This is a genomic window from Enterococcus sp. SB12 (assembly GCF_030910025.2).
GTDB classification, from domain to species: domain Bacteria; phylum Bacillota; class Bacilli; order Lactobacillales; family Enterococcaceae; genus Enterococcus_B; species Enterococcus_B faecium.
In genome coordinates this window covers 1,895,191-1,911,216 of the sequence record NZ_CP175675.1, presented here as the reverse complement: position 1 = coordinate 1,911,216, position 16,026 = coordinate 1,895,191, and the positions used below count along the sequence as shown (strand labels likewise).

Here is a 16,026-nt window from a genome sequence, read left to right as displayed (position 1 = left end):
TTGCCGTTGCACATGAGAGCGTGGTAATGCTTTCTTTTTTTCTTAATGATACAATAGAACTGAACGGAGTGAAGAAAGATGTTACAAATCTATGCCCATCGCGGAAGTAGCGGCACCCACCCAGAAAATACGCTTCCTGCATTTGCAGAAGCTGTACGAGTAGGTGCAGATGGTATCGAACTAGATGTCCATCTAAGCAAAGATGGTTATTTGATCGTTATGCACGACGAAGAAGTGGACCGGACGACTAACGGTAAAGGGCTGATTCGAGAAAAAACATTGGAAGAACTCAAAAAATTGAATGCAGGGGGCAAATTCAGCAAAGAATTTCCAGCAGCTAAAGTTCCTGAATTGAGAGAAGTGTTAGGACTGCTCCTCCAAAAAAATTACCGAGGGATGCTAATGATTGAAATTAAAACTGATCAGTATGAATATCCCGGTATCGAAGAAAAATTAGCCGAAACATTAAAAAGTAGAGATTGGCCTTTTCAACATGCATATTGCAGCTTTCATTTGGATTCTTTGGAAAAAATCGCATTACTGGAACCGGAGATACAGCTGGACTTATTGATGAGTACTTCTGATAAAAAGATCCAACTAGCAGCAGAAACCCCTTATATAGAAGGAGTACATCCAAAAAATACTTGGTTGTTCGAACATCCAGTCCAGGCAGCTGATTTTCCAAAAGCAATTCGTGCATGGACGATTAACGATGAAGAAGAAATGGCCAAATGTCAAGAACTCAAAATAGATGGAATAATAACTGATTTTCCGGAGAAAGCTCTTCGGTGGAAACAATCAACGAAAAGTAGGTAAAATATGGAAAAAGTATTAGTGATCGTCGGTCCGACAGCAGTCGGTAAAACAGCGCTAAGTGTGGAACTCGCACAACTATTTGGAGGAGAGATCATCAGTGGTGATTCACTGCAAATCTATAAAAATCTGGATATCGGTACAGCAAAAATCAAAGAAGAAGAGATGAATAATGTTCCGCATCATTTGATTGATGTGATCGAACCTACTCAACGTTACTCAGCCGCTGATTTTCAGCATTCAGGTCGACAATTGATTACCGAGATTGCGAACCGAGAGCATCTACCTATCATCGCTGGTGGCACGGGTCTGTATATCCAATCCCTTCTATACGATTACCAGTTAGGGGCGACAGAAGAAGCGAATCCTGAGATTAGAAAAAAGTATGAAACGTTAGCCGAGACAACTGGTTCCCAAGCATTATGGAATCAGTTGAAAGAAAAAGACCCGGCAGCTTCTGAGAAAATCCACTGGAACAATCAACGAAAGGTGATAAGAGCTCTGGAAGTTTTAGAGACGACAGGACATAGTATCACGGCACCTAAAGAAGAGCCAAAGCAATTGTATGATTACCTCATGATTGGATTAGATACGAAGCGTAGTATTCTTTATGAACGAATCAATCAAAGAGTCGATTTGATGCTAGCAGAAGGTTTAGTAGCAGAAGCGCGTAAGGTGTATGAGCTTGGAGAAGTCCAGGCCAGTCAAGGTATTGGATATAAAGAATTTTTCCCTTATTTTGAAGGGAAAGAAACATTGGAAGAAGCAACAGAACAAGTCAAACTACATTCGAGAAGATACGCGAAACGTCAGTTGACGTGGTTTCGTAACCGTTTGGATGCACAGTGGTTTGATCTTATAAGTGAGCCAAATCAAAAAAGTCAGATTGAGCAAACAATCAAAAAATGGCTGGAGGCGGAATAAAATGGAAGAAAAAGTGATCATCGTAGGGGTAGAAACCGAAGCAAACCAGCGTTACTTTTCAGAGTCAATGGAAGAGCTAGTTCAGCTGACGAATACCGCATCAGGAGAAGTCGTATTCACAATTACACAAAAGAGACCACAAGTGGATCGGCAAACGATTATCGGTAAAGGAAAATTACAAGAATTAGTTCAACAAGCGGATGCGCATGAAGCGGATTTGATCATCTTTAATCATGAGCTAACTCCGAGACAGAGCCAACTGATTACCGATGCTGTTGGTCTTCCGGTAATTGATCGCGTGCAGCTGATCTTAGATATTTTTGCGATGCGTGCTCGTTCGAAAGAAGGGAAGCTGCAGGTTGAACTTGCTCAGTTAGAATACCTGCTGCCTCGTTTAGTAGGGCAAGGGAAAACATTATCTCGTCTTGGCGGTGGGATCGGAACAAGAGGGCCAGGTGAAACAAAGTTAGAAACAGACCGCCGACATATACGGAATAAAATTTTTGCTGTTAAGAAAGAATTGAAAGAAGTAGAAGCTCATCGAGAGCGCAATCGCCAAAAAAGAAAAAATAGCGAGATTTTTCAGATTGGACTTATTGGCTACACGAATGCCGGAAAGTCAACTATCTTGAATCTATTGACACAAGCGGATACTTATTCGAAAGATCAATTGTTTGCAACGTTAGATCCATTGACTAAGAGATGGCGTTTTGCTGAAGGATTTGAGATTACTGTAACGGATACCGTCGGGTTCATCCAAGACCTGCCTACGCAACTGATCGATGCTTTCCATTCTACATTAGAAGAAAGTCAAAATATGGATCTTTTGCTACATGTAGTCGATGCTAGTTCTCCAGATCGTATTTTACAGGAGCAGACTGTCCTAAAATTGATGGATGAACTGAATATGAAAGAAATGCCGATACTGACTGTTTACAATAAGGCAGACCAGATCGACCCAGCGATGTTCACGCCTACGCTATTCCCGAACGTATTGATTTCTACTCAGACGAAAGAAGGTAAGATGGCGTTGATCGAAGCAATCAAACGTCAGCTGATGGAACTAATGACCCCTTATACACTTTCTGTGCCAAGCAACGAAGGACAGAAATTAAGCGAGTTGAGAAGACAAACAATGGTTTTGGACGAAGCGTACATGGAAGAAACAAACGAATATGAAGTTAAAGGGTTTGCAAAAACCAATTCAAAATGGTTAAGAAAAAACCAATAAAATTTTGTTTTTTTAACAATAAAAACACTAATAAAGGATAGTACAGTATAATAAAAAATAAAAGATATCTGGTACGAAAATCAACTAGATACCTTTTTTGTTTTCTTATTTTTTGTTATTTTATAAAAAAATAGAGATCTCATGTTAGAAAACCTAACATATGCAGTTGACAATATTTTTTTTAATTGGTACACTTTAGCCAACTTATAAAACGAAAGGGGACGTCTGATGGGAGAAAAGGAATTGCGCCGATCTATGTCCGTATTTCCAATTGGTACAGTTATGAAGCTGACTGATTTGTCTGCTCGGCAAATTCGCTATTATGAAGAACAAGATTTAGTTCATCCGGAACGAAGCGAAGGAAACCGACGTATGTATTCGCTGAATGATATTGATATGCTGCTTGAGATTAAAGACTATCTTTCAGATGGATTGAATATGGCTGGGATCAAACGTGTATACGAAATGGCACAGGCGAAAAAACAAGAAGCAAAAAACAAGAAGCCGTTGACGGATCATGACGTTCGACAAATTTTTCGTGATGAGATTTTGGCGCAAGGCGGGTTAAGCAAAACAGGTCATTATCAGTCGCAAGGATTGCAAAGACAATTCTTTGACTGAATAAATTAAAAAAGGAAGAGGGATACCATGGTAAAGAAACAGATAACAGGTGAAGAAATCAAACGAATCATTGAGGAAGAAAACGTACGATTTTTACGATTGATGTTCACAGACATCTTAGGTACGATCAAAAATGTAGAAGTTCCAGTGAGCCAGATCGACAAAGTATTAGAAAACAAAATGATGTTTGACGGTTCTTCGATTGAAGGATTTGTTCGAATTGAAGAAAGCGATATGTATTTGTATCCAGATCTCTCCACTTGGATGATCTTCCCATGGGAAAGTGCTCATGGAAAAGTTGCTCGTTTAATTTGTGATATCTATAATCCGGATGGGACACCATTTGCCGGCGATCCTCGCGGGAATTTGAAACGAGCATTGAAAGATATGCGCGACCTTGGTTTTACCTCTTTCAATTTAGGACCTGAACCAGAATTCTTCTTATTTAAATTAGACGAAGACGGTGGGATCACAACGACCTTGAATGATAAAGGTGGTTATTTTGATTTTGCGCCAACAGATTTAGGTGAAAATTGCCGCCGTGACATCGTGTTGGAATTAGAAAGTCTAGGCTTTGAAGTGGAAGCTTCACATCATGAAGTAGCGCCAGGACAGCATGAAATTGACTTTAAATATGCAGATGTGGTAGATGCTTGTGATAATATCCAAACCTTCAAGCTCGTTGTCAAAACGATTGCACGCAAGCATGGACTTCACGCGACTTTCATGCCGAAACCGTTATTTGGGATCAATGGTTCTGGTATGCATTGCAATATGTCTTTGTTCAATGATGAAGGAAATGTTTTCTATGATAAAGACGGTGAATTGGAACTAAGTGAAACAGCTTATCATTTCTTAGGTGGTTTGCTGAAACATGCTCGTGCCTACACAGCCGTTTGCAATCCAACAGTCAATTCTTATAAACGTCTCGTTCCAGGTTATGAAGCGCCTGTTTATGTCGCATGGAGTGGCCGTAATCGTTCGCCATTAGTACGTGTACCAGAATCTCGCGGTTTATCCACACGTTTGGAATTGCGGTCAGTTGATCCATCTGCAAACCCATACTTGGCAATGGCAGTATTGTTGCAAGCAGGACTAGACGGTATCCGTAATCAGATCACACCGCCAGCAGCTGTTGACCGTAACATTTATGTAATGGATGAGGAAGAAAGAGAAGCTGCACATATCCAGGACTTACCTTCAACTATCCATAATGCTATCAAAGAATTGCGTAAGGATAATGTAATGATTGACGCATTAGGACAACATATCTTCTCAAATTTTGTTGAAGCAAAACGTCTCGAATGGGCGGCATTCAGACAAACTGTTTCCGAGTGGGAAAGAGAACAATATCTAGAACTTTATTAAAACAGGAATAACGTGAATTAGAGGCTGTGAAATCAGCGTTTTGACCTGAGTATTAGAGAAACAAACGGCAAAATAGTTCCTCATATTTTGCCGTTTTTTGAGCTAATACCGAGGGTCAACTGATTGAACACCGTTTATCAAGAGGTCGTAAGCCTGCCGTTTAACTCTGAGTCACAAGGAGCAATTTCAAAAACAGCTTCTCATGTTTGATGGATATTGTGACTTGTGACCGAGGAGTTGGCAGGAGAACACCGTTTATTTAGAAATAAGGAGGCACGACTTTTGTCGCATCTCCTTATTTTTTACTTATGTGATTCGTTACCTTCAATGAATCCCTACAAGGCACTTTTGTTGAAAAAAAGGTCATCTTTGAAAAAATTAGTGGAACTGTTTTGTTTTTGATATTATTTAATAGAAAAGATATGCCAAAAATCCGAGAACTGTGGACTACGTTTTTTACGTAAAGGAGGTAAATAAGGGTGAAAGAAAAAGATTGTTTCTACGATAAGCTATATAAACTGTTGCTGCAAGTAGGAAAAAGTAGTTCTTTGTTAGGTGGGATATTATCTATCATAATGTTTGTTTTATTTTTTTATCTATTGTTTCACTTAAAATTTTTCAGTAACGATTTTCTGATTTGCTTAGGTTTAACGTTAACTATGTTTATATCAAGCCTATTATGTGGATTAAATTTTTTTGCACTCATAAAGGACTTAAGAAATAATTTCTCAAAGGATATCGAAAAAGAAAAAATTGTAAGCGGATAGTATTCATTTGAGTACTTGACTTTCCCTTAGTCAGCTTGTATTATACACTTTGGGCGCCCTTTTAGAGGGTCAGAAGTTTACAGAAATTTCGGCTCCCTATTCTTATTGAAGAATAGGGAGCTTTGTTTATTTTCTGAGACTTTTCCTGCACATAAATTAAAAAGGAGTTTTTGAACTTATGACAAAATATATTTTTGTGACCGGCGGTGTCGTTTCATCAATCGGAAAAGGGATTGTTGCAGCTTCTTTAGGACGCTTATTGAAAAACCGCGGCTTAAAAGTAACTATCCAAAAATTTGATCCATACATCAACGTGGATCCGGGGACGATGAGCCCATATCAGCACGGAGAAGTATTCGTAACAGATGATGGTGCTGAAACAGATTTGGATCTGGGCCACTACGAACGTTTTATTGACATCAATTTGAACAAATACTCCAACGTGACCACAGGAAAAATCTATTCTGAAGTTTTGCGTAAAGAACGTAAGGGCGAATACTTGGGAGCAACTGTTCAAGTTATTCCTCATATTACAAATGAGATCAAAGAAAAAATCATGCGAGCAGCTAAAATGACTGATTCAGATGTGATCATTACAGAAGTAGGGGGAACAGTAGGTGATATAGAATCTTTGCCATTCCTTGAAGCACTTCGTCAAATGAAAGCAGATGTCGGTACAGATAATGTTATGTATATCCATACAACATTGATTCCTTACTTGAAAGCTGCTGGAGAAATGAAAACTAAACCAACGCAGCACAGTGTAAAAGAGCTACGTGGTTTAGGTATCCAACCGAATATTTTGGTGGTACGTACAGAGCAACCTGTTTCTCAAAGCGTGAAAAATAAATTGGCACAATTTTGTGATGTCGAACCAGAAGCAGTTATCGAGTCGCCAGATGTAGATACACTTTACTCCATCCCATTAGTTTTACAAGCACAAGGAATGGATCAAATTGTTTGCGACCATTTGAAACTAGATACACCAGAAGCAGACATGACAGAATGGAAAGAATTAGAAGAACGTGTCTTGAACTTGAAGAAAAAAGTACGGATTGCGCTTGTCGGTAAATATGTCGAGTTACCAGATGCATATATCTCAGTAGTTGAAGCATTGAAACATTCTGGTTTCGCCTATAATTCAGACATCGAGATCGATTGGATCAAAGCACAAGAATTAACGAGAGAAAATGTAGAAGAACGTTTGAAAGACGCAGATGGAATCTTGGTTCCTGGTGGATTTGGTGATCGCGGAGTAGAAGGGAAAATCGAAGCGATTCGTTATGCTCGCGAAAATGACGTTCCGTTTTTAGGTATTTGTCTTGGTATGCAGATGGCTTGTGTCGAATTTGCACGTAACGTCGTTGGATTAGAAGATGCGTCATCAGCTGAAACGAATCCAGATACAGCAAACAATATTATTGATTTAATGGCTGATCAGGAAAACATCGAGAATTTGGGTGGAACTTTACGCCTTGGATTATACCCATGTAAAATCAAAAAAGGAACGAAGACGGCTGAAGCATATGATGGAGCCGATGTTGTGCAAGAACGTCACCGTCACCGCTATGAGTTCAACAACAAATATCGTCAATTGTTTGAAGAACAAGGGCTAGTCTTTTCAGGTGTCTCACCAGATAACCGTTTAGTAGAAATCGTAGAGCTGCCAGAGAAAAAATTCTTTGTGGGATGCCAATTCCACCCAGAATTGATTTCTCGTCCAAATCGCCCGCAAAAATTAATCAAAGCATTTGTCGGAGCATCATTAGCAGATCATGAAACAAAATAATTTTTGAGCTTGATAGAAAGAGAAAAGTAGCAAGAGAAGGGGATAAGCAATTTTCTTGTCACTTTTCTCTTTTTCTGATTTGTTATTATTTGTAGGAAAAAAGATAGAAATCAAAAGACTTTTTTCGATTAAAGCGCTATTGGATATTTTATTTTTTGCAAAAAACTTCTTGAAAATTTTCATTTTCATTGATTTTAGTAGAAAACTACCGAAATGTTTGGTAAAATAGGGTCGTTGGTTAAGAATTGTCTTAACAAATTTAGTTTTACAAAACTTAGGAGGAATTTTATTATGCCAGTAGTATCAGGAGCTGAATTTTTAAAAGCTGCTCGTAAAGGCGGTTACGCTGTCGGCGGATTCAACACAAACAACTTGGAATGGACTCAAGCAATCCTTGAAGCGGCTGAAGCAAAACAAGCACCAGTACTTATCCAAACATCAATGGGTGCAGCTAAATACATGGGTGGTTACAAAATCTGTAAAGATTTAATCACTGATTTAGTTGAAGCAATGAACATCACTGTTCCAGTTGCTATCCACTTAGACCATGGTGACTACGAAGCTGCTTTGGAATGTATCGAATTAGGCTATACTTCAGTAATGTTCGATGGTTCACATCTACCATTTGAAGAAAACTTGAAATTAGCTAAAGACGTTGTTGAAAAAGCACATGCAAAAGGTATCTCAGTTGAATGTGAAGTTGGTTCAATCGGCGGAGAAGAAGACGGAATCATCGGTAACGGCGAATTAGCTGATATTGAAGAATGCAAACAAATGGTTGCTACAGGTATCGACTACTTAGCTTGCGGTATCGGTAACATCCATGGTCAATATCCAGAAAACTGGAAAGGATTAGCTTTTGACCACTTACAAGCAATTGCTGATGCTGTAGGTCCAGACATGCCTTTAGTATTACATGGCGGATCAGGTATTCCTCAAGATCAAATCGAAAAAGCTATCTCAATGGGTATCTCAAAAGTAAATGTTAACACTGAATTCCAATTATCATTTGCTGCAGCTACTCGTAAATATATCGAAGCTGGTAAAGATAAAGAAGGTAAAGGATTCGACCCTCGTAAATTATTAGCTCCAGGTAAAGCAGCAATCGTTGAAGATGCTAAATCTCATATCGACTGGTTCGGTTCAGCTAACAAAGCGTAAGCATCCACATAACAGATACGATATATAGGAATGGAGAACGACTTCAAAAGTCGTTCTCCATTCTTTTTTACTTAAAACGGCAGACCATGCTCGTTTCTTTTTTTTATCTATGATAAAATACAAGCATATCCATGAAAAAAGATTAATAAACAAGGTGGAAACAGATGAAAAAAATCGTAATCAAAGGAAACCGACCTTTAGCTGGTGAAGTAACGATCAGCGGTGCAAAAAATAGTGCAGTCGCATTGATTCCAGCTGCAATCTTAGCTGATTCCCCAGTGATCTTGGAAGGTGTGCCGGACATACAAGATGTTCATTCATTAATTGAAATTTTAGAGATCATGGGCGCAACTGTCCATTTTTCCAACAACATACTAGAAATCGATCCTCGAGAAATCGTATCGATTCCGATGCCGCACGGAAAAATCAATAGTTTGCGTGCTTCTTATTATTTTATGGGAACACTGCTTGGTAAATTTGGCGAAGCGGTAGTAGGCCTGCCAGGTGGCTGTTATTTAGGCCCTAGACCGATTGATCTACACGTCAAAGGATTTGAATCTCTAGGTGCTGAAGTGACAAATGAACATGGTGCCATGTATTTACGGACAGAAAATAAAGGATTGCGTGGCAATCGGATTTTCATGGACGTGGTTTCAGTCGGAGCAACGATCAATGTGATGTTAGCTGCTGTAAAAGCAAAAGGACAGACAGTAATTGAAAACGCTGCACGAGAACCGGAAATCATAGATGTGGCAACTTTACTGAATAATATGGGGGCGAAAGTTCGAGGAGCGGGTACAGATGTGATCCGTATCGAAGGAGTCGAAACATTACATGGCTGTCGGCATTTCATGATTCCTGACCGCATCGAAGCAGGAACCTATCTAGCATTAGCAGCTGCAGTAGGAAATGGTATCAAAGTGAAAAATGTGATCTTTGAACATTTGGAAAGCTTTATAGCAAAATTGCAGGAAATTGGTGTCCATATGAAAATCAGCGAAGATGAAATCGAAGTTTACCCCTCGAAAGAATTAAAACCCGCAAACATCATGACCTATCCTTATCCAGGATTTGCCACAGATCTGCAGCAGCCACTTACTGCGCTTCTATTGATGACTACAGGCACTTCAGAAATCATCGATACGATCTATGCGAAACGTGTGAATCATGTGCCCGAACTAGCACGAATGGGCGCTGATATTACCGTGGAAGGAAATATGATCATCGTGAATGGTCCAAATAAACTTCACGGCACAGAAGTCGTGGCTTCTGATCTTCGGGCAGGTGCTTGTTTAGTGATTGCTGGACTATTGGCAGAAGGGACAACGACGATTTACAATGTAGATTATATCTTACGCGGTTATGATCATATTATCGAGAAACTAACAGCCTTAGGGGCATCAATTGAAATGATAGAGGAAGTGGGAGCTGAATGAGCGATTATTTGACAATGGCAGAACTAGAGAACAAAACGTTAAAAGAAGTTTATAGTTATGCCAAAGAATTTAAAATTCCTTATTACAGTAAGATGAACAAAAAGGAATTATCTCTAGCTGTGATTCGTGCACAAGCAGAGAAACAAGGATTTTATTATATGGAAGGAATATTGGATATCGTTGGTCAAGATGGTTACGGTTTTTTACGGCCAATCAATTATGGACCAAGTGCAGAAGATATCTATATTTCTGCCTCACAAATCAGACGATTCAGTTTGAGAAATGGGGACAAAGTGGCAGGAAAAGCCCGTCCACCTAAAGAATCGGAACGTTATTATGGTTTGATGCACGTGGAAAGCGTTAATGGAAAAGATCCGGAAGAAGCAAAAGAACGTCCGCATTTTCCAGCCTTAACACCTCTTTATCCGCAAAGACAGCTTCAACTGGAAACAACACCGCAAAGACTATCTACCCGAATGATCGATATCTTTTCTCCAATCGGTTTTGGTCAGCGTGGATTGATCGTCGCACCGCCAAAAGCAGGGAAAACTTCTGTATTAAAAGAAATCGCGAATGGCATCACAGAAAACTATCCGGAAGTAGAATTGATCGTTCTACTGATTGATGAACGACCGGAAGAAGTAACTGACTTAGAACGAAGCGTGAAAGGCGACGTGGTATCTTCAACATTTGATCTGCAGCCGCAAAACCATACTCGAGTTTCTGAATTAGTATTGGAGCGTGCTATGCGTTTAGTCGAAGATAAACGAGATGTCGTTATCTTGATGGATAGCATTACTAGACTTGCTCGAGCTTATAACTTAGTTGTTCCACCAAGCGGACGTACATTGAGTGGCGGGATTGACCCAGCCGCATTGTATAAACCTAAGAAATTTTTCGGGGCAGCAAGAAACATCGAAGAAGGTGGCAGTTTGACGATTTTAGCGACCGCTTTAGTCGATACAGGAAGCCGTATGGATGACGTGATCTATGAAGAATTCAAGGGAACTGGAAATCTAGAATTACAACTTTCACGCGAGTTATCCGAGCGTCGGATCTTCCCAGCCATCGATATCAAAAAATCAGGTACCCGAAAAGAAGAATTATTGATGCCAAGTGAAGAATTAGAAGAAATTTGGAAACTTCGAAAAAATATGACTGGAGATTCATTAGAATATACGGAACAACTGATCCGCTTTTTGCGTAAAACAAAAAACAATCAGCAATTTTTCAAAGAATTTCAAGATGTCTCCTTTGGTAAAAAAAATCCGACCAGAAATCTGAAAAGATAATTGCAACCTTGACTGAAACATGTTAAGATGTTAATGTTGTAAATCGACAAATCAACTCTGGTTCAGCAAATGGAGCAGGGCAAAGGAGCGAAAAAATCATGAAAGAAAACATCCATCCAGATTACCACCCAGTAGTATTCATGGATTCAACAACTGGTTTCAAATTCTTGTCAGGTTCAACAAAAACTTCACAAGAAACAGTTGAATGGGAAGACGGTAATACATACCCAGTCATCCGTGTCGAAGTAACTTCTGACTCACATCCATTCTACACTGGACGTCAAAAATTCACACAAGCAGACGGACGTGTGGACCGTTTCAACAAAAAATACGGTCTCAAAGACGCAAACGCTGCGGAATAATAAAAACGCTGATAACTCAACGTTTAGCAGACTATCTGATAGGGATAGTCTGTTTTTTTATGTTTTTTACCAATTTAAAACTTCGTTTGATGCTGAAAAAGTCGTAGGATCATAATGCACAAAACAATGAAAAACTAGTATATAGTTTTAATTATCCACTTGATAAAAACACCTTATATTAACGAAATGAAGAGGGGTTATTTCGAAGTAAAAAACCATTTACCTAAAATTAGAAGCTAAGCTTTCCTTTCAAGGAAGGCTTTTTGTTTTGTTATAGACTTGCGATTGTTTGTGAGCTAGATCGTTCATTTTAATGACTTATACACGCGGATGATGGGTCTTTTTCCTCTGTTCATTCATAATATTGAACGGTACAGCTAGCGATGCTATACTGACCTCAGTTCTAAGAAAGCGTTAACATTTTTTGTGGGGGAGAGGTTTTTTATGAGGTTTGATCAATTGATCGCAGAAGAACTGATTGTTTTCGATCCATCGATAGATTCAAAAGGATCATTATTTGAGCGAATAGGGGATGTGTTGAAAAAAACAAATAAGGTAAGAAATGTTCAAAAAGTCGTTAAGGCACTATTCAAACGAGAGGAGGAGATCTCCACAGGAATAGAAGATGGATTTGGGATTCCCCATGCAAAAAGCAAATATGTGACAAAACCAGCACTGTGTTTTTTTCATACAGCCAAATTAACGGACTATAGCGGGATAGATGAAATGCCAATTGAATATATTTTTGCCATCGTAGTTCCTGAAAAATCAGCAGATATGCATCTAGAGATTCTCAGCACACTCTCCAGACGATTGATGAATGCAGATTTTAGAAAGGGAATAAAAGAAGCCACTACGCCAGCAGATATCATCAGACAGATTAGTCAAGAATGAAAATAGTAGAGTCTTTGTCCGAGTATCGATAGTGAAGAAAAAGGAGGAAAATAATCATGAAAATCGTTGGTGTAACTGCTTGCCCGACTGGAATTGCTCATACTTATATGTCGGCAGAAAAATTAGAAGTAACAGCAAGAAATCTAAACCATCAAGCAAAATTCGAAACACAAGGTGTAAAAACAGAAAATCAGTTATCTGAACAAGAAATCAAAGAGGCAGATGCAATCATTCTTGCAGTAGATAAAGAAATCGAATTGGACCGATTTGCCGGGAAAAAAGTAAAGCGTGTCTCTACAAGCCGAGCAATCAAAGAACCGCAAGTAGTAATAGACGAAGCATTGAGAGATATTGGCGTATTCGTTGTGTCTAATGAAAAAGAACCAGCTGCAAATGAGAAAAAGCCGACAATCTATAATCATTTCATGAATGGTGTGAATTACATGCTTCCATTTGTGATCGCAGGCGGAATCATCATCGCACTGAGTTTTGCCTTTGGGATTACAGCGGCTGATCCCAACTCAGCAGACTATAATGTGTTAGCAGCTGCATTTTCAAGGATCGGAGGAGATACAGCGTTTGCCATGATGGTTCCTGCGTTAGGCGCGGGGATTGCTACATCGATTGCTGGAAAAGCAGGTTTTGCCCCAGGAATTGTTGCCGGATTACTGGCCTCTACAGGTGGTTCAGGTTTTCTTGGCGGAATGATTGGTGGCGTGCTAGCAGGGTATATCTGTGATTTTCTGGCAAATAAAATCAGCGTAAAAAAAGAATTTTCTGCTATTTATCAGCTGATTGTCGTCCCCCTTTTATCGATCTTAATTATTGGGCTTTTGATGGTATTTGTGATTGAACAACCGATCACATGGGTGTTGGATGCTTTGAAAAATTGGCTGAATAGCTTGGGAAATACATCCGGGCTATTGTTCGGATTACTTATCGGGATCATGATGGCAGCTGATATGGGTGGGCCGATCAATAAATCGATTTCGACTTTCTCGATCGGTTTGATGTCAGCTGGAGTAAATGCACCGATTGCTGCTTGTATGGCTGCAGGAATGACACCTCCCCTAGGTATTGCTTTAGCCACTTTATTATTCAAACATAAATTTACCAAAGAAGAACGGACTTCAGGTCAATCATGCTGGATTTTAGGCGCTTCGTATATTACAGAAGGTGCTATACCGTTTGCGGTATCTGACCCGATCCGCGTGATACCTAGTTTGATGACAGGTTCAGCAGTCGCTGCAGGGATTTCCATGGCAGTAGGAGTTACTTCAATGGCACCTCATGGAGGGATTTGGGTGATGCTAATTCCAAATGTTATGAACAATTTACCTATGTATGTCTTGGCAATTGCATAAGGTACAGTCACTACAGCCTTTATGCTTGGACTATTGAAAAAAACAGTGAAAGAGAAAAAACAAGACAAGTGGACGAAAAATGAAAATCTAACAAATGAGGTGGAAGCGTAATGTTATATACAATGAAAGAGTTATTGAAAGTGGCTAAAGAGAATCAATTTGCAGTACCAGCCTTCAATATTTGCAGCTATGATATGATGAAAGCAATCATCGAAGAAGCAGAGAGATTAGAAGCACCAGTAATCTTAGAAATTCATCCTGATGAAATCGCCTATTTAAGTGATGAGTTTGTTGCGGCAGTAAGAGCCTATGCTTATACAAGTAAACTGCCGATCGTTATCCACTTGGATCATGGCGGTACGATAGAAGATGTCTTACGGGCGATTCGAAACGGCTATTCTTCCGTGATGATCGATGCGTCTTTGAAATCATTCGACGACAATGTACAGATTACGAAAAAAGTGGTTGCGTTAGCTCATGCGGTAAATGTCTCAGTGGAGGCTGAGCTTGGAACGATTGGGAATAATGGTTCTGCTGAAGGAGGTGCTGAAACAATCATTTATACAGATCCTGATCAAGCGAAGATTTTTGTGAAAGAAACAGGAATCGATACACTTGCTGTAGCAATTGGAACAGCGCATGGCTTGTATCCGAAAAACAGAACTCCAAAATTAAATATCGACTTACTGAAAGAATTGAACCAACAAATCGATCTTCCATTTGTTTTACATGGCGGTTCAGGTAATCCGGACGCAGAAGTCAGCGAAGCTGTAAAATACGGAGTTGCCAAAGTGAATTTGAGCTCAGATCTTAAAAGCGTCTTTTTCAATGCTTTGAGAGAAATATTGAGTGAAAATCCATCGATGTACGAGCCGAATGCAATTTATCCAGCAGCTAATAAAAAGGTACAAGAAGTAGTCAAACATAAAATGGAAATTTTGAACACAGTAGGCAAGGCTAGCTTATACTAAAAATAAAAATGTATGATCAAGAGGGTATGACAATAGTCTTGTCATACCTTCTTAACCACACACGATGTTCAGAAGTAGTTTTTTCGAAAAATTTCTTCTTATTTCTCGAAGCCAATCACTTCTGTCACAACCTCTTTTTTCCTGTTACTATATAAAGTAAATGGGGTGATTTTATGTTGAATGAAGTGGAGAATAGACAGCAGGAGATTGTGAATTATCTAAAAAACAACCAATTTGCAAGAGTCACCGATTTGATCGAGTTAGTAAATTATAGCGAAGCCACGATTAAACGTGACCTTGTTTGTCTGGAAAAAAGTGGATTGATCCGTAGAGTTCGCGGTGGCGCCATGCTTGTTGACAATCGAAAAATTGACGTGCCTTACCTGATGAAGATCACCAAATTAGAAGAAGAAACAGAAAAACGTAAGATTGCAGATACAGCTTCTTCTTTGATTCGAGATGATATGGTCTTATTCTTGGATTCCAGTACAACCTCTTTACATTTAGTCAGAAACCTAGCAAGATTTGATGGTTTGCAGATCATTACGAATGGCATCGTCACAGCTGCTATGTTGAGTGAATACACAACGGCAAAAGTATCTGTATTGGGTGGGGCAATTGTTCCGAAACGAGCAACAATCAACGGTTCAAAAGCCTATAACGTTGCATTGTCATATTATGCGGATTTAGCGATAATGAGTTGTCGCGGGCTAGATTTCAGCCAAGGAGTAACAGAAACTCATGAAGGAGAGGCAATGGTCAAAAAAGCTTTTAGAAAACAATCAGACCGGCTTGCCGTTTTAGTTACACAGCAAAAAATTGCACATAAATTCATGCATCAATCCATTGCTTTTCATGAAATCAATTATCTGGTGACAAGTAAAGAACTGACAAAAGAACAGTATGCGAAAGTAAAGGAACACCATATCGAATGTCTGTATGGATAAATTATTACGTGAATATTCTAAGGTGTTTTCCCATTTTTTCGTTTTCTTAGATAGGACCTTATCTTTGCTCGCTTCTCTTAGCCGAT

At 39.3% G+C, this 16,026-nt stretch carries 15 protein-coding genes and 1 pseudogene; 15 read left to right on the top strand and 1 reads right to left on the bottom strand.

What is annotated here, in order from left to right; all coding sequences use genetic code 11:
• Window positions 1-78: 78 nt before the first annotated feature.
• The 7 genes from RBL01_RS09430 (at window position 79) to RBL01_RS09400 (ending at window position 7,513) form a co-directional block, all read left to right on the top strand.
• On the top strand, window positions 79-816 hold the full coding sequence (locus RBL01_RS09430) for a glycerophosphodiester phosphodiesterase (RefSeq protein ID WP_002289404.1): 738 nt from the start codon (window positions 79-81) through the stop codon (window positions 814-816).
• A 3-nt stretch (window positions 817-819) separates the two neighbouring features.
• Window positions 820-1,737, top strand: coding sequence for a tRNA (adenosine(37)-N6)-dimethylallyltransferase MiaA (gene miaA / locus RBL01_RS09425; RefSeq protein ID WP_002327195.1), 918 nt, complete (start codon window positions 820-822; stop codon window positions 1,735-1,737).
• 1 nt (window position 1,738) lies between these two features.
• On the top strand, window positions 1,739-2,968 hold the full coding sequence (gene hflX / locus RBL01_RS09420) for a GTPase HflX (protein ID WP_002289406.1): 1,230 nt from the start codon (window positions 1,739-1,741) through the stop codon (window positions 2,966-2,968).
• A 228-nt stretch (window positions 2,969-3,196) separates the two neighbouring features.
• Window positions 3,197-3,589, top strand: coding sequence for a MerR family transcriptional regulator (locus RBL01_RS09415; RefSeq protein WP_002299672.1), 393 nt, complete (start codon window positions 3,197-3,199; stop codon window positions 3,587-3,589).
• Window positions 3,590-3,616: 27 nt separating this feature from the next.
• Window positions 3,617-4,957, top strand: a complete 1,341-nt coding sequence (gene glnA, locus RBL01_RS09410) for a type I glutamate--ammonia ligase (RefSeq protein WP_002287001.1) — start codon at window positions 3,617-3,619, stop codon at window positions 4,955-4,957.
• 479 nt (window positions 4,958-5,436) lie between these two features.
• A complete protein-coding gene (locus RBL01_RS09405) occupies window positions 5,437-5,724 on the top strand; it encodes a hypothetical protein (RefSeq protein ID WP_002328217.1) in 288 nt (95 codons plus the stop codon).
• 178 nt (window positions 5,725-5,902) lie between these two features.
• Window positions 5,903-7,513, top strand: a complete 1,611-nt coding sequence (locus tag RBL01_RS09400; protein WP_002286999.1) for a CTP synthase — start codon at window positions 5,903-5,905, stop codon at window positions 7,511-7,513.
• Here the strand turns inward: RBL01_RS09400 and RBL01_RS09395 are convergent.
• A complete protein-coding gene (locus tag RBL01_RS09395; RefSeq protein ID WP_072538663.1) occupies window positions 7,490-7,702 on the bottom strand; it encodes a hypothetical protein in 213 nt (70 codons plus the stop codon). The genes RBL01_RS09400 and RBL01_RS09395 overlap by 24 nt on opposite strands.
• Window positions 7,703-7,804: 102 nt before the next feature.
• Here RBL01_RS09395 and RBL01_RS09390 point away from each other — a divergent pair, with 102 nt between their 5' ends.
• The 8 genes and pseudogenes from RBL01_RS09390 to RBL01_RS09355 all read left to right on the top strand — a co-directional run bounded on the left by RBL01_RS09390 (window position 7,805) and on the right by RBL01_RS09355 (window position 15,940).
• Window positions 7,805-8,674 (top strand): class II fructose-bisphosphate aldolase, encoded by an 870-nt coding sequence (locus tag RBL01_RS09390; protein WP_002294057.1) that lies wholly within the window; start codon window positions 7,805-7,807, stop codon window positions 8,672-8,674.
• A gap of 164 nt (window positions 8,675-8,838) precedes the next feature.
• The gene (locus tag RBL01_RS09385; RefSeq protein ID WP_072538662.1) at window positions 8,839-10,110 is read left to right on the top strand and encodes a UDP-N-acetylglucosamine 1-carboxyvinyltransferase; all 1,272 of its coding nucleotides are present in this window, start codon (window positions 8,839-8,841) and stop codon (window positions 10,108-10,110) included.
• Window positions 10,107-11,402 (top strand): transcription termination factor Rho, encoded by a 1,296-nt coding sequence (gene rho / locus RBL01_RS09380; RefSeq protein WP_002290332.1) that lies wholly within the window; start codon window positions 10,107-10,109, stop codon window positions 11,400-11,402. The genes RBL01_RS09385 and rho overlap by 4 nt, the downstream gene beginning before the upstream one ends.
• Window positions 11,403-11,500: 98 nt before the next feature.
• Window positions 11,501-11,764, top strand: a complete 264-nt coding sequence (locus RBL01_RS09375; protein ID WP_002290330.1) for a type B 50S ribosomal protein L31 — start codon at window positions 11,501-11,503, stop codon at window positions 11,762-11,764.
• 444 nt (window positions 11,765-12,208) lie between these two features.
• Window positions 12,209-12,658: a PTS sugar transporter subunit IIA gene (locus RBL01_RS09370; RefSeq protein ID WP_002296225.1), complete on the top strand. Its 450-nt coding sequence runs from the start codon at window positions 12,209-12,211 to the stop codon at window positions 12,656-12,658.
• 56 nt (window positions 12,659-12,714) lie between these two features.
• Window positions 12,715-14,133 (top strand): annotated as a pseudogene (locus tag RBL01_RS09365) (PTS fructose transporter subunit IIC).
• Window positions 14,133-14,993, top strand: coding sequence for a ketose-bisphosphate aldolase (locus RBL01_RS09360; RefSeq protein WP_002289226.1), 861 nt, complete (start codon window positions 14,133-14,135; stop codon window positions 14,991-14,993). The pseudogene RBL01_RS09365 and the gene RBL01_RS09360 overlap by 1 nt, the downstream one beginning before the upstream one ends.
• A 173-nt stretch (window positions 14,994-15,166) precedes the next feature.
• Complete coding sequence (locus RBL01_RS09355; protein WP_025478950.1) at window positions 15,167-15,940, top strand: DeoR/GlpR family DNA-binding transcription regulator; 774 nt, start codon at window positions 15,167-15,169, stop codon at window positions 15,938-15,940.
• Window positions 15,941-16,026 lie beyond the last annotated feature (86 nt).